The 20551-nt window shown below is 43.7% G+C and carries 14 protein-coding genes; 1 reads left to right on the top strand and 13 read right to left on the bottom strand.

Annotation, left to right across the window (positions count from 1 at the left end; genetic code table 11):
* Window positions 1–936: 936 nt before the first annotated feature.
* The 3 genes from F6J90_RS43155 to F6J90_RS43145 form a co-directional block, all read right to left on the bottom strand.
* On the bottom strand, window positions 937–1839 hold the full coding sequence (locus F6J90_RS43155) for a hypothetical protein (protein ID WP_293109052.1): 903 nt from the start codon (window positions 1837–1839) through the stop codon (window positions 937–939).
* A 151-nt stretch (window positions 1840–1990) separates the two neighbouring features.
* Complete coding sequence (locus F6J90_RS43150) at window positions 1991–3001, bottom strand: glycosyltransferase (protein WP_293109049.1); 1011 nt, start codon at window positions 2999–3001, stop codon at window positions 1991–1993.
* A gap of 28 nt (window positions 3002–3029) precedes the next feature.
* Window positions 3030–4328, bottom strand: a complete 1299-nt coding sequence (locus F6J90_RS43145; protein ID WP_293109046.1) for an FAD-dependent oxidoreductase — start codon at window positions 4326–4328, stop codon at window positions 3030–3032.
* A 337-nt stretch (window positions 4329–4665) separates the two neighbouring features.
* Between F6J90_RS43145 and F6J90_RS43140 the strand changes: the two genes are divergently transcribed.
* Window positions 4666–4806 (top strand): hypothetical protein, encoded by a 141-nt coding sequence (locus tag F6J90_RS43140; protein ID WP_293109043.1) that lies wholly within the window; start codon window positions 4666–4668, stop codon window positions 4804–4806.
* A gap of 492 nt (window positions 4807–5298) precedes the next feature.
* Here F6J90_RS43140 and F6J90_RS43135 read toward each other — a convergent pair whose 3' ends face one another.
* From F6J90_RS43135 to F6J90_RS43090, 10 genes are all read right to left on the bottom strand, one after another.
* A complete protein-coding gene (locus tag F6J90_RS43135; RefSeq protein ID WP_293109040.1) occupies window positions 5299–6477 on the bottom strand; it encodes a hypothetical protein in 1179 nt (392 codons plus the stop codon).
* A gap of 280 nt (window positions 6478–6757) precedes the next feature.
* Window positions 6758–7696 (bottom strand): glycosyltransferase family 10, encoded by a 939-nt coding sequence (locus F6J90_RS43130; protein WP_293109037.1) that lies wholly within the window; start codon window positions 7694–7696, stop codon window positions 6758–6760.
* 1224 nt (window positions 7697–8920) lie between these two features.
* Window positions 8921–9196 carry an acyl carrier protein gene (locus F6J90_RS43125; RefSeq protein WP_293109034.1) on the bottom strand — a complete coding sequence of 92 codons (276 nt, stop codon included), beginning with the start codon at window positions 9194–9196 and terminating at the stop codon, window positions 8921–8923.
* 302 nt (window positions 9197–9498) lie between these two features.
* On the bottom strand, window positions 9499–9621 hold the full coding sequence (locus F6J90_RS43120) for a hypothetical protein (RefSeq protein WP_293109032.1): 123 nt from the start codon (window positions 9619–9621) through the stop codon (window positions 9499–9501).
* A gap of 741 nt (window positions 9622–10362) precedes the next feature.
* On the bottom strand, window positions 10363–12294 hold the full coding sequence (locus tag F6J90_RS43115; protein WP_293109029.1) for a tetratricopeptide repeat protein: 1932 nt from the start codon (window positions 12292–12294) through the stop codon (window positions 10363–10365).
* A 112-nt stretch (window positions 12295–12406) separates the two neighbouring features.
* Window positions 12407–16600, bottom strand: a complete 4194-nt coding sequence (locus tag F6J90_RS43110) for a condensation domain-containing protein (RefSeq protein ID WP_293109026.1) — start codon at window positions 16598–16600, stop codon at window positions 12407–12409.
* A gap of 35 nt (window positions 16601–16635) precedes the next feature.
* A complete protein-coding gene (locus F6J90_RS43105; RefSeq protein WP_293109024.1) occupies window positions 16636–16893 on the bottom strand; it encodes a hypothetical protein in 258 nt (85 codons plus the stop codon).
* A 354-nt stretch (window positions 16894–17247) separates the two neighbouring features.
* Window positions 17248–17394, bottom strand: coding sequence for a hypothetical protein (locus F6J90_RS43100; RefSeq protein WP_293109021.1), 147 nt, complete (start codon window positions 17392–17394; stop codon window positions 17248–17250).
* Between the two features lie 170 nt (window positions 17395–17564).
* Window positions 17565–19571 carry a carbamoyltransferase C-terminal domain-containing protein gene (locus F6J90_RS43095; protein WP_293109018.1) on the bottom strand — a complete coding sequence of 669 codons (2007 nt, stop codon included), beginning with the start codon at window positions 19569–19571 and terminating at the stop codon, window positions 17565–17567.
* Window positions 19572–19632: 61 nt separating this feature from the next.
* The gene (locus F6J90_RS43090) at window positions 19633–20505 is read right to left on the bottom strand and encodes an FkbM family methyltransferase (RefSeq protein ID WP_293109015.1); all 873 of its coding nucleotides are present in this window, start codon (window positions 20503–20505) and stop codon (window positions 19633–19635) included.
* Between the last annotated feature and the right edge of the window lie 46 nt (window positions 20506–20551).

Below are 20551 nucleotides of genomic sequence, written 5' to 3'. Positions count from 1 at the left end.
TCCTGCTCCCTGCTCCCTGCTCCCTGCTCCCTGCTCCCTGCTCCCTGCTCCCTGCTCCCTGCTCCCTGCTCCCTGCTCCCTGCTCCCTAAAAACCAGAAATTTGTACCTCACAAGTCGTAGAATTGCTATAGATAAAGACATTAAACCGATATTGGCTATTGCCGTAATCACGAAGACATTGATCTTCAATTTCAACCTCTACGGATTCTGAATACAAAATGTGCTTGAACCAATCTTTACTGAAGTAAAGGTTATCTAAGCATTTACACAGTTTTTGTAAGCATTCAGCTATCAGCCATCAGCTATCAGCTGCTGATGGGCTTTTCCCCAGACTTTCAATTCTGATTAATCTCGAACTATTAGGTGCGACCCGAACGCGCCCCGCGTCGGCTTTGCCGATAGGTGCGACCCGTGGCGAATTAAATTCGCCACGGGTCGCACCTATAGCGAATTTAATAATTAGATGCGGAAAGCGCACCTTTAAATTCTCCCATTCGAGGTTTATTTTCAGCTAACCGCTGACAGCTGACGGCTGAATGCTTACATTCTGTGTTATCCTACTCTCCTTTGTCAACCCCCCCCATCTGACCACCTGAATCCTTACCTCAATATCATTTACGTTCAGGGATTTTTAAAACCCTATATGTATATTGTCTGGCCAGCATTGCGCCACTTTCCACGTTGTAAACTCGCATTGTATTAAGAGTATGCTTAATTTTTTATGGAAGCTGTTGGTTGTTGTATTCATCCTCTTTTCCAATTTTATTTTACGGTAAACGCTTATTTTTTACTGTCAGATAAAATCGGCTTAATTATTTCTAGCGAATTATCCGTGCTTCTATAGATCAACGATTAAAGCACACCACCGAGGAGAGGTTTGCTGGCGAAGGGATTCGATATCTGATCTTCCTCCTTCAAATCTACTTTGCTTGACCCTAATCCCTAACCCCATCATAAATTGGGTTTTTCCTCTGTGTTTGAGTGGTTGGTGCCAATGGGCCTCGCGATAAGGGTTTTCCAAAGCGATCAAATTTCATGGCTAAGGAGCGCGGACTACGTGTTGGCTTTTCCTTGGCGGGGTCTTTGGGCATATATGGCTTGCCTGGTGCCCGTATGTGTGAACCAAAGAAAGCCATATCCTCTGCTAACATCCCGCGACGATGAACCCAAACTTTCTGCCCATGAGTTTGATTGGGTGAGCGCCAGCCCAAGTAGACGATACCATCTGCCAGTACCACTTGCCCAAAGTGTTTGTACATCAGCAGCGAAATGATTGCTTGCTCATGCCGGTGCGTGGGTTCTGTGGCTGCAATATGTTTCTCCACCAAGGCCACAGAGAGGGCTTCTTCTACAACCCGTAGAACTTTGCCTTTCTTGCGAAGGCCAATCCATCCCCCAGCCAATGTGGATTTTCCGAGACGAAACTCGGTTGGGACACCACATCCGTTGCAAGCGGCTTCTGATGCTTCCGAATCCAGTAATTGATAGTTGGGAACGAAAAAATATCCTTGGTGCTCAAGGGCATCGAACACCTCCTCAAGGGGCTTGAGTACGACCAGTCCCGCATCCATCCACAACACATCCTGTGCTGGGGCATCATTTAGGCACCAAATTTTCCAAGTAAAGTGCTTCCGCCAATGGGAGCAGAAGGGAGGCACTTTTTTGACGGGGATCTTATTTTCTGCCAATGTAGCAAGTGTTGTCTCGTCTAGGCCAATGTCATAAACCAGCACAGGGGGATGTTTGGGCCAGTTGAGGGTTAGTGAACCGAGTAGTGCCAGAAGTGATGGACCATAGGCTTTGGATGCGGCGGTAATAATCAGTTTGTTGCTTGTCATTATTCGATTACCTTATCTGCAAGAAATACCTGAACATTTACCCTTTGGCAGCATTTGCAATCACATTTCGCAGGGTCGTGTACTTTTCCTGCTTTTGGTGACCAATAATGTAGTTTTTACCTAGATTTTAAACCCGAATAACCCGCATTTCTCACGAACTACCTTGAAGGAATTTCAATTGTTTGAGATAAGCTTTAATCAGTAATAGAAGCGATGCTCTGACAACTTGCGGTGAAAAATGACAAGCTAAGGCTGCATGGAGTTGAGCAACTGCAACTTCAAAACATCCATTATCATAAAAGTATCGAGCATGATTAATGCCAGAGAAAGCACAATACTCTCTAGCTTTATCTGAGATAGGATCAGCAATTGATTTAGGCAAATATTCCCTAGCAATTTCAATTGATTTATGGATATCTTTGAGATTATCACCAGTCATTGCCAGCTGAGATGTATGAGAGGAGCTATGGGAACGATAATGGGCTAGTACTTTCGGCTCGAACCATACTGGAAAATGAACTGCAATACGTCTCCACATTTCCCAATCTGCCGCGTGACTTAAATTAGGAGTAAAACCACCTATAGCTTCGTAAACCTTTCGTTTCACAGCAATAGCTGGAAACTGAATTCTTTGCATGAGTGCTATATGCTCAATCCAATTTTTCAAAATCCCTGGTGTTTGACGTTCAAGTTCAGATGTTCTTAGCCAATGTCCATGGTCATTAATGACATGATGTCGGCTAAATGCAGCACCTACTGTATCATCTGTATGAAATCCCAACTTGAGTCTTTCATAGAAACCTTGGGCAACTTTATCGTCACCGTGTAAGATGTGAACTACTTGTCCGATACTTCGTCGAATACAAGTATTAAAATTTTGAGTTAGTCCCACATTTTGAGGCTGGCGATAAAAGGAAACTCTCCCCTTGCCAATTTCTCTTACAACCTGCTCAGGATTGTCTTTGGTAGAGCAGTCATCTACGACCTCAATTTGCATATGTTCAGGTCCAGGATCCTTCGCCAATAGAGATTCTAGAGTCTCAACCAAATAATTGGCACAGTTGTAAGTAGGAATCATTACAGACCAAAAGGGTCGATGTTTGCCTTCTGGAACAGGATCAATTTTTGGATATTCAATTTTCCTAAGTCCGTTTGCTTTCATAGTTAACTATACTCCTATAAATGGTTTTTTACTTAAAGCTCGATCCAACAATAAACCCATCGCGGATAGAGTCTGCAATTCCCTGGAAAATCCAACGACCATAACGCCCCACCTGGTAAATATTGTTTTGTTCTAATATGTGTAAAGCTTTTTGCTTCCAGTCAGACTTGGGCAATGACCAGGTGTAAGCCACATCAATCCAGGTTGGATCAACAACTTCTGCTTCACCGATAAAGCCCCAACTTTGTAACTCTTTAACAACTGCCTCAGAGTATTGGCTGATTTCTTCCCTCGTTGGCTTTTTGCCTCCTAGATAGGCGCGTTCCACGCCAATGCTGACGCGATCGCCTTTTTCTCTAGCAGATTTGGGTAGGAAAAGGGGATCAACGTTACTGTAGAAAGCGACTCGATGAAACTTCGAAGTGGCATCAGGATTATACAACCAGTGGTCATCCGGGCAGTTTTCACCCCGTACTGCACCAATGTTAAGCACTAAAACCGAGGTGTAAGGATCGGGGTCAGCATCGATAGTCAACTCAGTCATTTCCACCATTCGGTTTAAAGGCAGTGTGGAAATAAGAGTTTCATTTGATTCAGAACTACCATTAGCAAAAAAGACCTCCTTTGCCTTGACATCAATTCTAACTGCCCGTTTGCCATAGCGGATATCACATCGTTCTGCCATGCGTTGAGCCAGTGTATTTAGCCCCTCAAATGGATAAATAAACCTTGTGTTGTATCCAACGGGCGGTACATCACTGAGTCCACCTCGAATCGCTAGAGATAGGTTTACAGGAGACTTATAAGCATCCTGGGGAATGATTTTTTTGTATAATCCCGCCGTATAGAGATCATGAAATGGATGAAAGAATAGTTCACAAAGGGTTTTACCGAAGCTTACTTGTAGCCACTCCTGCATGGTGCTAAAGGAACCTTGAGGAGTAGCCATCTCAGCCAGAGACCTTTCAATAATTTCTGAGCCTAAGAAACGAAGATGATTTTGAATCGGGTAGGGAACATACAGTTTTTGATTTCGGAAATAAACTGAACAGCGTCTGGCATAGCTGCCCACTGGAGTAAGGCTTTTGATGAAACGTAAAACAGTAGGATCGCCACCAAAGATCCAATGTCCACCACCAATTTCAAAGTGATAGGCTTCACCATCTTTAGGCAAGTTTGGAAGCCGTTCACGACTACCTGGACGGACGTAGTATGACGCGCAAATACCACCGGGAACCTCAACGGCTTCAAAGACAGGTAGTCCGGACGCAATACCTGCTGATAAACCTGTAATTCCGCCACCGATAATGAATGTCTTAGTAATCAAAATTCCTAGGTTAAACTATAAAAACGATTTGGGAGCAGGTCTTGCGTTGCTGAAACATTAGTACTATGTCCCATTAGCGGAAGCAATTACCCATGAGGGGGCTATAGATAATGTACAAATATAAATAAGTAAATGCTCCCCCTATTACCTATTACCTATTACCTATTACCTATTACCTATTACCCAAATAAGCGTACAAATGTTCTGCATAAGTGACATGCTCCCAAGGATTTCGGCGTTGCTGAATCTTTGAATGAATAGGAGTAGAGTGGGCATCCTGCCCGCCCGAAAATAAGCATGAAACTGGCAAGATGCCAGTGTCTTGATGCAGTCGCTCATGGGGGAAACCACGGCAGTCGCTCATGGGGGAAACCCCCAAGACCGCGCTGCATCGCTTCCACGCAAGATGCCTATTCCACAGGTGCGACCCAAGGGCGATTTACTCGCCCTAGGAGGCGCGCACCTACATAATGGGTAAGGGTAAGGATGCTGCCAGGGTTTCGAACCTGACATTTTTGACCGATTGCAACACCGTAACCAACAAACTGAATAGCAGATATTGAGCTGTCGTGAGTTGACTTTTAAGATAATTTTGGTAAATTGTGGAATGAGTGCTATTGCTGATATTTGCAATCCATATTTTGCAGGGTATAAAAACTCCTATCTTATAGGATATCCGGATAATTACCCTTTATAAAAATATCCCCCATCTCCCCATATTCCCCTCCTGGGAGGGGTTAGGGGTGGGTCCCCATCTCCCCATCTCCCCATCTCCCCACACCCTTCCCACCATCCCCACACTTTTATGATGGGTAAGCTGTTGTGCATTTAAACTGTATTTTATTGAAATTAACTAAAAAAGATAGAATCCACTCCCCTTTTGCCTTTTGCCTTTTGCCTTTTGCCTTGCTAAAACCCATTTTAAATGCGTTTTAGCTTATTCAACCGGACTTGATATTATTTATAGGTCTCATGAAGAGATACCTCCGTAAGGTGAATCATGAATTTCTTGTAAGATATGTTGCCATTTCAAAAGGGTGTCATCGTACTGCTGTCGCTCAAAATTAAACATATTTTTACTGATGCTTTCGAGGTCAGCAACACGCAGTTTTTGTTCGAGTTCTTCTAAACTACTAAACGTTTCGATAGGCCAGTCATACCATTCACAAAATTTGAGCCAATAGTTGACAGCTTCTAGGTCATAGTCATTGTTGGGATCGGGCATCAAATCATGTAGTTCTCCTGTAATCATAGAGCAGCGCGTAGGGCTAAGGTCGCTTTTTCTTTCTACCAAAAGATAATCATCAATATGCCATTGACTCAGCAAGTCACTAGTTGGCATAAACATGGGTATACCCATGGCGAGATATTCCACAATCGCTCCGGTATAGATGGTGTAAGGCAAAACAATGATCGCTCTATGTCTAGACAAATCACGATACTCATGGTGCTGGGGATAGAGTTCGCGAATTGTTCTTAATTCGATTTCGGGTTGGCTCTTAGCAAAGAATTTTTTGATTTGTGAAATTTTATGATGGCCTTGGGGATAGTGTCTTGCCGGGCCAATCAGGATTTCATTTCTGTGAGGATGATATCGTTCTTTGATGTGACATGCGCATAGAGGCACTTTTGGGATTGTCACACCTGTAAAATACTCGAAATACATTTGGTCATAGCGGTTAGATGCCAAAATCAAGAGTTGTCCTTTGGCACGTAGCTCTAAGAGGAGTTCGATCAGCTTTTTCACATGCTCTGGTGTGCTTTTCTGGTTCCCTTCAAAGCGGAAACTGAGTTGTAAGACGATAGGACGCTCACACTTGGAAAATACATGGGTCATGTAAGACTTGAAGCTGCACCAGTAAAAATCAACATTTTTTTGACTCCACTTTCCATATTGATCAGCAAACTTAGACGCAAGCTTGTCGTAATGCTCGTAATTATATGGGACATTTGTATTTTTTCTGTCCAGCACTCTGAGTCTTCGTGCCGGATCTTGTGAGTAAAAAAAATGCCAGTGACCAGTCAGAGCGTAGTCATAAAAAGTGACGCCCAGATTCTTGAGTTGATGTTTGAAACACTGGGTGGTAAATACGTGATGGTCAGAAAGCCAGCATCTGCCCATTGTATAGATGTCAAGTTTAGCACTCATATCAAGTCCGGTTGAATACCCATAATTAGAGGGAGGGTGGGAAGTGTGGGGAGATGGGGAAATGGGGAAATGGGGAGATGGGGAGATGGGGAGATGGGGAGATGGGGGAAGTTTTTATTAAGGGTAATTATCCTGACATGATATTAGCTCTGATGTGGTACGATTTTTCAGTCTCTTGAGCATTCGTTGGCTCCTAATGGTGAAAAAAACGCAGTTTGAAACACAAGAACATCTGTCAAGGATTACCGTTGTTGCCTCAGCTTAGTTGAATGCAGGGGAGTTAGCGCTTCAGTTTTTGTGATAATGCTGACATCGGGACCCTCTTTTCCTCGTATTTGGGAATAGACACCAGTTGTTTTGGTGAAAACGCACCGTAGCTGCTCTCAAAGTGACGAATTTGGCTTACCATAAACGGAAAGAACTGGTATCGGTTCAGAACGAGTGAGCGTGCGTAGGCGATCGCATCTAAATTGCGCTGCCAAGCGTTGCTGGCAATGGCCTCTTTGATCTTTGCCACCGCCGCATCCGGGTCATGGATGTCGATTTGAATCATCGATTCGGCGGGGAAATAGTCGGTAATTCGTGTGCAGCCGTAATAAATGGGCATGCACCAAGCCAAATAGCAATCTGCCAGCTTTTCACTCCAGTAGAAGGGATTACTATAGTTCTCAATAGCTAAAGAATAGCGATAGGAAATCAATCCATCCCATTTGTCATCTATCGGGTTAAAGTCCCGTCCCCACAGATCGAAATCCACTTGACCTTGAATTTTCGCCAAAAAGCCCATCCGGTCACGATGACCTTTTAAGTAAGTCTGTCTACTTGTTATCCAAGAGAGTTGTTGAGTTTTTTCCGGAGCCGTAAAAGAAACTAGAAAATCATAATCTCGATTGACCATCCAAAATATGGCTGGCTGACTATGGATATATTCTTTTCCTGAACGCTCCACGTCGGTTGTGAACATGCGAGAGGCGTAGGGCGGATTCAGATGCCAAGCTTTGCGACATGCCACAGGTGGCTCGTGGATAATCGACCAGACATGCTGGGGTGGGCAGACAACGGTCAGATTTTCAGGCGGGCGATTGAGAAGAATTAAATAATCACAACTTTCCACTGGCTCAAGGGTAAATTGAACCCCATCCCAAATCCCCTCTCCTGCTGGCGTTTGTCGCAGAAAAAGCCTCCGATGTAACGCACTTTTGACGATTCTAACTAACATTAGGAAAGCACTTATAGCGGTTCTTATATTAATGACCTACACACACCTATTGTTTCCCAGATCCGCTGTCCCCTGTTCCCTGTTCCCTGTCTTTTCATCATAAGTTCCCTAATCCGACGTTCCCTGTTCCCTAAAATCGAAAACTTGTTTACCTCACCTATTTTAGAAATGCTATATCTCTCTCTGGGCTGTGAAAGCAATCGAAGCATCCGCACTCCGTAGCTGATAGTAGCTGAGGGGGTGACAACAAGGCTAAAAAGTATACAGGGTGTGGGGTGTGGGGTGTGGGGGGTGGGGAAAATAGAAGCGATGCAGCAAGAGAACAGGGGGTTTCCCCCACTCGCGCTTTGCATCGCTGCATTAGTTGTCCTGCTCGATCAGCAAACAAGCGATATTTTTGACTAACGCTATCCAGGTAGCAACGATGAATTGGACAGAAAATAGCTCTTCGTTTAGAACGTTTCCGATTGCGTTCACGTCTTATTTGACCTGTTAATTGCGTGCAATTATGCATGAGTTAAGTTTAACCTAGCTAAATGTTTAGCTTTACTAAGAGAAAATAGACACAAAATATCCCCGTTACTCACTTTACTCTCATTGAAATAAAACTTGAGAAAAGTGGTGTGGGGAGAGACTGAGATCAACAGGACCATCGAAGCCCACTCCTCAAATTAAATAGCTAGATATTCAGAACTATCTATTTGTTAGTTTAATCTTAGTAAATTATTTAATTAAGTTGTAGCAAGCACCCCTTTAAATTATTTCCTAAACAAACAATTAGTAGTTATGCACCTAATAATATACTATCAACAGCGGTTTGCACTTCAGTTAGGTACAAAGTTTTGGGTTTGTAGGGAGCAGGAATCCCCCCTAGGGCGTGTTTTAAAAGTTTTCCGCAAGATTATGATCCCCCCCAGCCCCCCTTAAAAAAGGGGGGAGCCATACTCAAAGTCCCCCTTTTTTAAGGGGGATTTAGGGGGATCTCCGAGGCAATAAAACACGCCCTAACCCCCCTTAGTAAGGGGGGAAGGGAGCAGGGAAGAGGGAAGAGGGAAGAGGGAAGAGGAGAAACAATGTGTACCTGATAGTTATGCAAATCGCCGAAAAAACGAAGCAGATCATTATAAAAAACCTCCATAAAATTAGCAGAAATATCTGAAAATTTTTCAGCATATTTTATAACACCTTACCCATGGCAAAGCAGTCAGTGATGTCATGGCTACGTTAATACTGTCTGTAAAGAGTTAATTTACTGGCAATTAATTCCGATAAAATAGTGAGGTCTTCAAAATTATCTGGACTGATATCATCGTCAGTAAATCGAAACCAAAAGTGTCTTTCAATTGACGTAATTAGTTGCATAATTGCCAGAGAGTCAAGTCCTAATCCATCCTCAAATAGAGAGGCATTTTCATCAATATCTTCTAGCTCAAGATTGGCATCTACTTCTGTGGCAATAATTTCTTTGAGTTGCTTGACTACAGTTTCTGAGTTTAACATACCTTAAATTAACCAATTATAAGTCCAACAATGAATGAGTTAATTAGTAAGCATATGCGCTACGCGCACGCTGCTTGAGGTGCCGTCAGCGGTCAGCCGTGAGCTAAAGCTCACGCTACGCGAACAGCTTAAAATAAACCCAGCGTAGGGTGCGCCGATACGCAAAGGGTCGAATTTAATAGTTCGAGATTAATGAGAATGAAAGTCTGGGTAAAAGCTAATCAGCTTTGTGGCACAGGCTAGAAGCCTGTGAATTTCGTGACTATTAAACGAATGCTTACCTGTTGTCTTGATGCAGTCGCTCATGGGGGTTTCCCCCAAGACCGCGCTGCATCAAGACGGGAACAGGGAATAGGGAATAGGGAATAGGGAATAGCGATGCGCTGCATCAAGAGGTGCGACCCGTGGCGAATTAAATTCGCCAAGTAAGAGCGCACCTAACAGGGAATCAATGTCAAAGAAGACTGTACCTCATAACTGAGAGAAACGCTATATATCCTTAATGGCAAGCTGCCGTTAGTCAAAATACTGCTGGAGAGCTTTAAAGACCTCTGGAAGTTCTTGGTAGATGCAGGTTAATAGCCCATCGGTCAGGACATTTTTCCGTGTCTTCGTAGAGCTTGAGACTGACTCAAGCCTAATCGCGCTTTTTTTTGGCTGCAGTATACATCAATATTAGTTTATGAAAAAACTGGTTATTTATTATAAAGAAATAATAAATAAACTGAGTAAAAATAGTGTTTTTTCATAAAGATTAAGTAAAATATATCCATCCCTGAGGGCAGCATACTGAAATAAGCGATCGCATTAATCCTTTATTGAGAGGATATCTGAAAAGTTTTTTGATACTGAATTTTGCCCCCCTAGCCCCCCAATTCTGGGGGGAACAAGAATCAATTTGCGGCTAAAAGTCCCCCAAAATTGGGGGATTTAGGGGGCTTTGATGTAGCAAATGAGACTTCTCAGACAACCTCTGAGATGTAAGCATTCAGCTAATGCGCTACTTGAGGTGCTACTTGAGGTGCTATCAGCCCTCAGCTATCAGCTATCAGCTAATGCCCATCGCGCAATGGGCAAATCCCCAGACTTTCAATTCTGATTAATCTCGAACTATTAAATTCTCTCCTTAGAGGTTTATTTTAAGCTGACAGCATTAGGCTGAATGCTTACAATGAAGCTCCTTGAGCCCCCCTTAGATCCCTATTAATTAGTTTCGCAAACTTCCCATAGTAATTAGGATTAGGAATCCCCTGAAGATTCCATCTTGTCTTGTAATTTAGCCAATAGTCAGCAATACTGCCAATATCAAGGGCAATACCCCCGCGATTTTTGATAATATTGCAGTAGATCTTGCCTAAGAAACCTGCAGCCACCAGAAATACCTCTCCTCTATAGGAGACAGTAATTTCGGAACAGATTTGATTAAAATAGTAAGGATAATGAGGTTGAGCTTGCTGGTCTTCATAATTAAACAGTTGCGAAAAGCTATATTCTGACGGTATTTTATATAACCGGTTAACCGCAACTCCGTATTTTTCTCTCAGAACTTGACTAATATTATCGTGACATGAAATAACTGAACATTCCTTTAAGTGATTGAAAATTAATCGATAAAGTCCCCAGGTCTCAAGATCGTGATGAATGTTACAGGATGTCAGGGTTTGATTGATAAGTTTATCCCTAGAGTGTTCCTGATTAAATTTTGAATCAGTTAGGGTATTAATTATAGAAAGTAACCCTCGCATTTCTCGTCCATAATTGTTGTTTATTAATTGATAATCTAATGAGTAACAAAATCTATAGAGTTCTGGAATTCCGATTAGATCAGCATTTTGGATAGCTGAAACATAGTCAGGAATAAGTTTTTTAAAGTCATTTCTATTTATCTGTACATTACCCCAAAAAACTATTTGTATTTCTTCACGATCCTGATTTTGTAAATCCTGAAATGTTTCTTCATAGTCTAAAAAGTTACCTTCTCCATCCCCTAATCTAACCAATGAAAACGGAATTTTATTTAGGATATGTTCTAGGAGAATAACTGTGAATTTATAGACCTCAAATGGAGAAATATAAGTATTCAATAAAACGGTTTGATAGCTGCTTGATAGTTGTTGATTTTTTTCAATAACTTTCCCCAAAAAACTATTAATTTCTGTAAAGTCTGAATGAGTGCCTAGATAAGAGGTGAGTCGAGCCTGTAGGGACTGACTAGTTTCTTCTACTAAAAGCCCTAATTGAGGGGTTTGCTCAAAATTGCTGAATTTTTCAATATTAGTAATTTTTTCTAATTCAAATAGGCCAAGAAGTTGTTTTTTATAAACCATTGAGTTACCAGGCTCCTGTCTGGTTAACTGATTATATAATTCATAGGCTTCTTGATAATGACCTTGACTAACTAATACTTGGGAATACTGGATGAGCAGCTCGTTATTAAACCATTGGCTATTCAACGTTGGGCTTGATATAATTTCCTGAATATATTGCTTAAGTTCACCTAGATTATTATCATAGCTCAGAGTTTTTAAGTAAAGTTTTGTAAATAGAGGCATTTTTTTACAACAGCTGCTCTGTTTTAGTTTATCTAGTAGGCTTCTGGCGTCTTGAATTTCGCCAAGTTGTAAATGGTTGTAAGCCATCTCAAGTTGAATAGTCAAATTTTCCGGATATCTTAGATTGGCTGTTTTCAGGATTTTTTGGGCTTGTTGGTAATTATATTGTTTTTGGAATAAATTCGCTTCAGCGATAGTGAATTGTATGGTTTGGGGAAACCGTGATTGTCCAGCGTGAATTAGCTGTTTGGCTTGCTCAAATAAGGGAATATTCAATAGGGCATTGATTTTCTGCAACAGAAACTTCCAATCACCTGGAAAAAGGCTGATTGCTAAATCAAGTATTTCAACAGCCAGCTCCCACTTTTGGCAATGTATCGCTACACGAGCCAAACCTCCATAGCCTTGTTTTTTTTCAGGGTATTTATGGGAAAGTTCCTGGAATACTGCTTCAGCTTCCTCAAATTTTCCCAGTTCTATGAGGGCATTCCCTTTAGCTACCCAAGTCAAGATTGGGTTTTGGTTTTTAATTTTTGATTTACTCATTAACTTACCTGACTAGTTATCTGACTAGTGATTCGTGAATTCTTGTTCTATGACTTTTACACTCAAAGACGCGATCGCATTTTATCTGGCTCTCGCTCCAACAGCCCTTTTTCTACATCCCCCCCTTTTTTCCCCTGAGGTTTTCCAAGCTGCGAGCCACAACTCGACTTTTGGGTTGTAAGTGCATGGCTTTAGTGTAAGCAGCGTAGGCTTGATCTAGTTGCCCAAGCTTGTTGAAAAGGTGTCCCAGATTTGTGTACGCTCTAAACTGTTTGGGATTCAACTCAATCACTTTTTGATAAGAAGCGATCGCATTTCCTATATCCCCTTGCTTAAGCTGAGCATTGCCTAACATATGATAAAAATTGGGATTGTCTGGCTGCAATTCAATTGCTTTTTGATAATAGGCTATGGCCGACTCTAGCTCCCCGAAGTGAGTCAGAGCATTCCCCCAGTGTCGGTAGGCGTCAGCATAAGATGGATCGACCTCGATCACTTTTTGATAACAGGTGATCGCTGCTTTTCTATCCCCGCCTCTTAGGTAAGTGTTGCCCAATTGACAATAAACCCAGAGATTGTCTGGATTTAAGAACATCGCTTCTTTGTAGTTGGCTATGGCCGACTCGATTTGTCCAAGTCTGAGCTGAACAGAACTTAATTGAACATAAAGCTCCGGCATATCGGGCTGTAATTTGATGGCTTTGGTGTAATTAGCGATGGCGGACTCTAACTGTCCTTGCTTATGCAAAGCTTTGCCTAGGTTTTTGTGTATCCACGCCGATGGAGGAGCCAGCTCAATCGCTTTTTGGTAGCTGGCAATGGCACTATCTAGCTCGTTTTCCTCTAGCTGAGCATTGCCGAGCCTAAAATAAACATGTCCATTGTCTGGCTGTAACTCAAGAGCTTTGGTGTAGGCAGTTATGGCTAATGGAAACTGCTTTTGCTGACTCAGAGCGTCTCCTAGGTTTTGATAGACTTCAACTGGCCCACTTGGATCCAGTTGAAGGGCTTTTTGGTAGTTGATGATGGCTCTGTCTACATCCCCTTTCTCAAATTCCCAGTGACCTCGGCAGCGATAAACTTCAGGATTGTCTTGCTCTAAGGTAATCGTCTCCTGCTCAGGATTGACACTCACCTCAACCGTTGTGGTTTGGGAACCAAAATCTTTGAACCAAGTTATCCCCTCTTCCACCAGATCCAGTTCTAACAAGTAGTGACCAGATTCGACTGGCGTGGTCACCTCCAAGGACAATTCAATGTCTTCCCCTGGTGGCAAATCCGATGGCAGGTCTACTCTACCATCAGACCACTGTATCACTTCTGTGCTCTGATCTAACCAGTGATTTCCTAGTCGGATCGCACTTTTATGGGTCGATAGCCAGGTCACAGAAGAAATATTCTTGACTGTGATCGGAATCGAGATGGTTTCTCCCGCCGAAGCTACCAAGGATGGTCGGGCAACAAGCTCAGCTCGATAGGCTTTCTCAGAGAAAATCTGTCCGGTTTCCTCTGTCTGAGTATTCTCGATGGCAGTTTGTAATGTTTCCTCCCTCTGAGCGTTCTCGATGGCAGCCTGTAATTTTGGGATGAATACGTGGATGTGGGGTTGATACCAGAACTGTTTGTGGGCTCCAGAGATCAGGTCTATACTAAATCCTCCCTGATAAAATTTACGCCAGCCTAACTCCAGGTTCTGGAAAGAGTTGTAAGGGTTGAACTCACTGTCTCGACCGAATAAAAGTGCCACCCGGCCTGGATAAAGTTGGGGGATGAATTTTTCGAGTAGGCATAGCAGGGTGATGGTTTTCCCTTGACTGAGTAGTTGCTGGGCAATTTCAAAAGCAATCGTTCCACCAGAGCAGTATCCTCCCAGTAAGTAAGACCCAGATGGCTGGATGGTGAGAATTTCCCTGACGTAATGTGCTGCTAAGGCTTTGATATTATCGTTGGTGTATTTTATAGCAGACTGCCCTGAGCTCATGGCATAGGTGGGCTGGTCTTGACCTAGATACTCAGCTAGTTGAACTACGTATTGAAACCGTCCTGAACACCAGAACAGGGGCTGCTTTGTTCCAGAGGTGTTCATGCCTACTATTAAGGAGTTGGGGGCGGCTCGTTGACCTTTGCGTCCAGCATTGTAGGCCAATAGTTTGCGATAGATTTCTGGTGACAGCTCAGGGAAGGGTGATGATGGTGGGGATATTGGTGGTAAGACTGAGGGTGTTGGTGTTGATTCGGCTGCCTGCTCCAAAAAGCTAGCCAGTTCAGCAATGGTACCTAACTGGGATAGGGATGCTAAAGGGAGTGTTTTCTGGAAGGCTTCCTCAATTTCTGCCACTAGGCGCATCGACAGTAAGGAATGTCCTCCCAGGTCAAAGAAGTTGTCATGGATGCCTACATCTTGGTCTCGCCAAAGGACTTTCGCCCAAATTTCTGCTAGATTTTGCTCAATGGGGGTGCGAGGTGCTACATAGGCTTGTTCTGGGGTTTGCCTGATCAAGTGGGGAGCTGGTAGAGCAGTATAGTCTACGTTACCGTCAGGTGTGAGGGGCATTGCTTCTAGGGGAACAAACCTTGAAGGTACCCTATAGTTGGGTAGCTTCTGCTTCAGGAAACGGCGCAGTTCCTTTAGGCTGGGAACCTGTTTCTGATTTGGGACTACATAGGCGATCAGGCACTTTTCCCCCGGTGGGTCTTCCTGAATAGTGACCAGACTTTCTTCGACATCGGGATGTTGTGCTAGGACTGTTTCTATTTTTCGGGGTTCAATAGCGATCGCGGACGATGACCCCACTGCGTCAATCGGGTTTGCCTTTCCAAAAGAGGGCAACTCCTCCAGATGCCGATCCGGATTAGCAATGACACTTTCCAGTAAAGCCTGGAAATTCTCTAGCATCTGGGTAATTGTAGCTGCCTCAAACAAATCAGTTTTGTACTGTAGCCTGCCCTTGAGTTGTCCTCCCGTCTCCTTCATAGACAGGAACAAATCAAAATCTGCCGTCTGCCGATCTGAAGGCAGATGACTCACCGTGATGCCTGCCATCTGTTCGGGTTTACTTGGGGTATTTTGCAGAGCAAACATCCCTCTCGACAGAGGAATGGGAACCAGATCTGCCAGCTTCTGGAAGGGCAAGTCTTGGTGTTGAGTGGCTCCTAAGGTGACTTGGCTCACCCGACCGATTACTTCCCGAAAACTTGGGTTTCCCCCCAGTCCAGTGCGCACTACAACAATATTGTTAAAGTATCCAATTAACTTTTTGGTTTGCACTCGATTGCGACCGGCCACAGGAGAACACACAATCATGTCTTCCTGACCTGTGTATCGATAAAGTAAGGTTTTAAATGCCGCCAGTAATGTCACAAACAGAGACACACCCTCCTGATGACTCAGGGTCTTGAGGGCTTTGGTGAGGTGTTTAGATAGTGCTAGATATTGAAGTCTACCTTGGTGAGTTGGGACAGTGGGTTTTGGGTAGTCAATGGGCAATTCTAACTGGGGAACATTACCACGTAATTGCTGCTTCCAGTAGTCAAGCTGAGACTCCAGCACTTGACCTTGCAGCCATTGTCGTTGTGATTGAGCAAAATCAGCATACTGAATCAGGAGTTTAGGAAGTGGCGACGGCTTCCCGGTGACAAAGGCTTCGTAGAGCGCAACCATTTCTCGCCAGAAAACAGCATGAGACCAACCGTCAAAAATGATGTGGTGTATTATCGAGATCAGTACATGTTCCTCTTCCCTCAGGCGCAAGAGTTTGCAGCGCCACAATGGTCCTTGTGCCAGGTCGAAAGGCTTTTCAGCCTCTTCAGTGGCTAGTCGGTGAGTTTCAGTTTCCCGCTCAGTTTTAGGGAGTTTCTGGAGGTCTACTACTGGCAACTCCAATACTGTATTTGGGGAGATATTTGGGGAGATATTTGGGGAGATATTTGGGGAGATATTTGGGGAGATGACTTGCACAGGTTTGCCATCCACAGCGGTAAATGTGGTGCGTAGGATTTCGTGGCGGCACACAATTTCCCTCAGACTTTGCTCCAGTGCGTCTATGTTGAGTACACCCTGGAGGCGAAGGGCCATACGCATATTATGGAAAGAGTTACCAGGCTGCAACTGGTCGAGATACCACAGCCGCTCCTGGGCAAAGGAAAGGGGTAGATTTCCGTTACGTTGGACAGGCTTAATTGGAGGAGCCTGATGCTTTAATTTGATGTTAGTTTTAACAGATTTCCAGAAATCTGAAACCAAACTTTCAGACTCGGTTTGGCTCGAAGGATTAACACTGGATTCTTTGGGAGTGGAGGATGCCATAGCTTCAAACTGATGCCAATATAGCAAATATCAAACTAATGAGGTACAAAATTATGGGTTTTAGGGAACAGGGAACAGGGAACAGGGAACAGGGAGCAGGGAGCAGGGAGCAGGGAGCAAGGAGCAGGGAGCAGGGAGCAGGGAGCAGGGAGCAGGGAGCAGGGAGCAGGGAGCAGGGAGCAGGGAGCAGGGAGCAGGGAGCAGGGAGCAGGGAGCAGGAAATAGGTAATAATGAAAAAATTTTGTACCTCAGAACTATGAGAAACGCTAGAAATAGGACAGAACTTACCCATTGTCCCTGTTGGTTCCCCAATTATGAGGTACTTTGAAACAGCCCTGCCCAAAATTGGGGCGTTGCGGAATTAAGGAATGAATGCGCGATCATCTGGTTTTGGTCAAGCCCCCTAAATCCCCCAACTTTGGGGGACGCAAGAAAGTCTTTTTCCCCCCAAAATTGGGGGGCTAGGGGGGCAAAACCATACCCAGAATCAGCAACGCCCAAAATTGGAGGGTTAGGGGGGCAAAACCAACTGTAAGCATTCAGCTAAAGGCCTACGGCCTACGCGCACGCTACACCGAACAGCTATCAGCCAATGCGCGTAGCGCATATGCTTACACGAAACATGACTTATATCATGTCAGGATAATTACCCTGTCTTGATGCAGTCGCTCATGGGGGAAACCAACGGCAGTCGCTCATGGGGGGAACCCCCAAGACCGCGCTGCCTCCCCAAGACCGCGCTGCATCGCTTAATAAAAATCTCCCCCATCTCCCCATCTCCCCATCTCCCCATCTCCCCATCTCCCCACACTTCCCACCCTCCCCACCCTTCCCACACTCTCCATTAATTATGGGTATTCAACCAGACTTGATATTACCTTCCCTTTAAATCGCAGGAGCGGCGGCTTCGCTGCCAACCAGGTTTCGCTGGGGGCGTAAGGATTTTAATTATCTTTATAAGAATTACCGTAAGTGGTTGTCGAATTGTTTTCTCCATTGGATTTTTTCCTCCTGTGATTTATTAAATGGATTTCGGAAAATAGAATCATTAATGACGAGAAAGTCTAGATCAGTGTGAATGAAGCATTTCCATGCCTCCTGGGCTGTTCTAACGATTGGCTGCCCACTGACGTTAAAACTTGTGTTAATAATCAGCGGAATTCCAGTTATTTTGAAAAAGGCACTAATTAGTTTATGGAAGTCGGGGTGGACTTTGGCATCAACAGTTTGCAAGCGTGCTGAGTAATCCACATGGACAATGCTAGGAACAACAGACTTGACATAGTTTAAGCGATCGCGCATGGAATCAAAGGTTTCAGGCTGGGGATACCGATGCTCTGGTTTGAGGTAGGCTGTGTATTGCATGTAATCGGAAGGCTGGTAGACATCAAACCACTTAGAAGCCTCTTCGGCCAGAACCGCTGGAGCAAAGGGGCGGAATGACTCCCGAAATTTGATTTTTAAGTTGAGAACCGACTGCATATCAGGTTGGCGTGGGTCAGCTAAAATCGAGCGAGCGCCGAGAGCACGAGCCCCGAGTTCCATACGACCTCGTACCCAGCCAAGAATTTTGCCCTCTGAAAGCAACCGAGCGGCAAATTCGTGGAGAGAACCTTCAAACTCCAAGCGGTAAGATTGTGCTTCGTCTGGTATACTTCCTGGCTCTGACCCTAGATAAAACCCATGGGTTTCAATTTGAACCTTTTGACCTTTGCCCAACCGCTGTCTTTCATACAACAGAGCAGCCCCCAGTCCATTTCCCATATCCCCACCTACGGGAGAGTTGAAGACATTCTGGAAAAGGGATGAATCTCGAAGTTTCCCAGCCACAACACAATTTTGGGCGCACCCGCCACAGAACAAGAGGTTTTCTTCATCGACACTCTCGCGGGCAAACTTAGCCATTTTGATCACTTCTTCCTCAAACACTACCTGTAAAGAAGCAGCAATATCTACCTGTTCTGAGGAAAGAGGCTCTCCAGCTACTCGTGGGGGAATTCCAGTAGCATTGGCTACAAGCTTCTGTGCTGTCTTCAGGCTTTCATGACTTGTGAGCTTGTCTGTAAACCGAATCCCGCCATGGGCACCCTCAGTCAGTAGCGATCGCAAATGGTCAACATACAAGGGTTTTCCATAGGGAGCCAGACCCATTACCTTATATTCACAGCCCAAATCGAAGCCAAGGTATCTCGTCAATAGGGTGTAGAGCATGCCCAAGCCATTTTCATAGGGTTGTTCATAATACACCTCAAGGGTGTTGTGGCTAATCCGCCCTAGGGAAGCACTGACATCCTCTCCACTTCCATCTACGCAAAGGAAAGTCGCACTCTCGAAAGGGGAAGTGTAGAAAGCAGCTGCAGTATGGCAGAGGTGATGCCAGGCGTAGAAGAATTTAGCGTTGGGCAGCATCCGTTGGGCAGCTACTGTATACTGGCTTTGCCATGATTTCGGCATTAAATACCCAACCAGCCGACTCAACCAACTGCTTGGTCGTTGGATTTGCTGAGCTAAAAACCTCTGAACGGGTTTTTCTGCAAAAACACAAACATCAACATCCCATGGCTTCAATTCTGCGATTTCCAGACAGTCCTTAATGGCTGAAAAAGGAAAACAGCCGTCGTGCTTGTATCCAGTAAACCTTTCCTCTTGGCTAGCAGCGATGAGTTTACCATCAACAATCAGTGCCACGTTACCGTCATGACCCATCGCACCACCAATGCCCAGTACGACATTTTTAACTTCCCCCTTTCGAGTATTGATATAGGGGGAAAACAAAGGATTGGCTTCTCGCCGCATTCTGAACTCAGTTCTGATATTACTCCAACGTACAATCTGGGGATAGTCTGACTGGTTCCGGCTTTTTGGCGGTTTTTTAGACATAGGAGCGATCGCATCTTCTTGGAGCACTCCTGCTTGAGTCCTAATCGTAGCTTTTTGATTCTCTGAATCTAACTTTTTTGACGGTTTCATAATCTGTTTTTACATCTATTTTTATCTCTATTTTTATCGAATTAAATTCCTTAACTAATCTTCATTTAGATGCTCGGATTACACCCACTCCTCCTGAAGTTTGTGAATCTGGTTCAACCATAATAGTAGAAAAGCCGTGACTGGTGAGAACTTTTACTAAAAGATCAGAGCAACCAGGGCGGATGTACTCATGATATATTAAGGCAACCTTATTAATTTTCTGCCAAACTGCTTCTGAAGCGCCAGTCACTATCTCAACTTCAGCTCCTTGAACATGAATTTTTAAAAAATCAACTCGCTCAGTATTGGCTAACTGCAAGGCTTGTTCAAGAGATATGCATTGAACACGTTCTGTCGAATCATTTGTTTTGATAACTTTCATGAACTCTGGAGAGCTCAAAAAATTATTGGTATTATTGGTGGTGAGCTTTTTTTCCTTAAATAAGGAACGAGTTTCCGTTGCTTGTGATGACCTAAGAGTCATAGTAGTTGTTTTATCCAAAATAGCATAGGGATAAATCCTAATTGCATCCTGTAACCCATTTTGTATGACATTTTTTTTGAGATAGTTAACTGTTGCTTTTGCTGGTTCAAAACAATGAAGTTTATTGCTTTTATCCTGCATGTTACAGTATAAAGCAAATAATCCAATGTGTGCACCTATATCAAGGATTACATGATTATTACCTGGCTTATAAAACTCATTATTTGTATAGAACTGTTCGCAAAAAATACTTTCAAATCTCCCAAGAATTATTTGGTTTATTACTCGAATAATATCGGCTAAATCGTTGCCCTTAACCTCTTCACAATCATGAAAAATAGTGAAGCCATTTTTTAACAACAATGGAGGTAAAGCTATGCCATACTTTATGGCTTTAACAATTTCACGACTATTTTGAAAAAAATCAAGCATCCATAATTTATTATACATAATTATCCTTTAGTTGTTCAAGACAATAACTGATCATACTGATCAA

Source organism: Moorena sp. SIOASIH (assembly GCF_010671925.1).
Lineage (GTDB): Bacteria > Cyanobacteriota > Cyanobacteriia > Cyanobacteriales > Coleofasciculaceae > Moorena.
Note: the sequence above shows the minus strand (reverse complement) of the source record. Positions and strands in the feature narration are given on the sequence as shown.

Coding starts and splice junctions, on each gene's coding strand:
- F6J90_RS43155 (WP_293109052.1), bottom strand. CDS start 1,839: ATGACAAGCAACAAACTGATTATTACCGCCGCATCCAAAGCCTATGGT.
- F6J90_RS43150 (WP_293109049.1), bottom strand. CDS start 3,001: ATGAAAGCAAACGGACTTAGGAAAATTGAATATCCAAAAATTGATCCT.
- F6J90_RS43140 (WP_293109043.1), top strand. CDS start 4,666: ATGGGGGAAACCACGGCAGTCGCTCATGGGGGAAACCCCCAAGACCGC.
- F6J90_RS43135 (WP_293109040.1), bottom strand. CDS start 6,477: ATGAGTGCTAAACTTGACATCTATACAATGGGCAGATGCTGGCTTTCT.
- F6J90_RS43130 (WP_293109037.1), bottom strand. CDS start 7,696: ATGTTAGTTAGAATCGTCAAAAGTGCGTTACATCGGAGGCTTTTTCTG.
- F6J90_RS43125 (WP_293109034.1), bottom strand. CDS start 9,196: ATGTTAAACTCAGAAACTGTAGTCAAGCAACTCAAAGAAATTATTGCC.
- F6J90_RS43115 (WP_293109029.1), bottom strand. CDS start 12,294: ATGAGTAAATCAAAAATTAAAAACCAAAACCCAATCTTGACTTGGGTA.
- F6J90_RS43110 (WP_293109026.1), bottom strand. CDS start 16,600: ATGGCATCCTCCACTCCCAAAGAATCCAGTGTTAATCCTTCGAGCCAA.
- F6J90_RS43105 (WP_293109024.1), bottom strand. CDS start 16,893: ATGGGTAAGTTCTGTCCTATTTCTAGCGTTTCTCATAGTTCTGAGGTA.
- F6J90_RS43100 (WP_293109021.1), bottom strand. CDS start 17,394: ATGGGGAGATGGGGAGATGGGGAGATGGGGGAGATTTTTATTAAGCGA.
- F6J90_RS43095 (WP_293109018.1), bottom strand. CDS start 19,571: ATGAAACCGTCAAAAAAGTTAGATTCAGAGAATCAAAAAGCTACGATT.
- F6J90_RS43090 (WP_293109015.1), bottom strand. CDS start 20,505: ATGTATAATAAATTATGGATGCTTGATTTTTTTCAAAATAGTCGTGAA.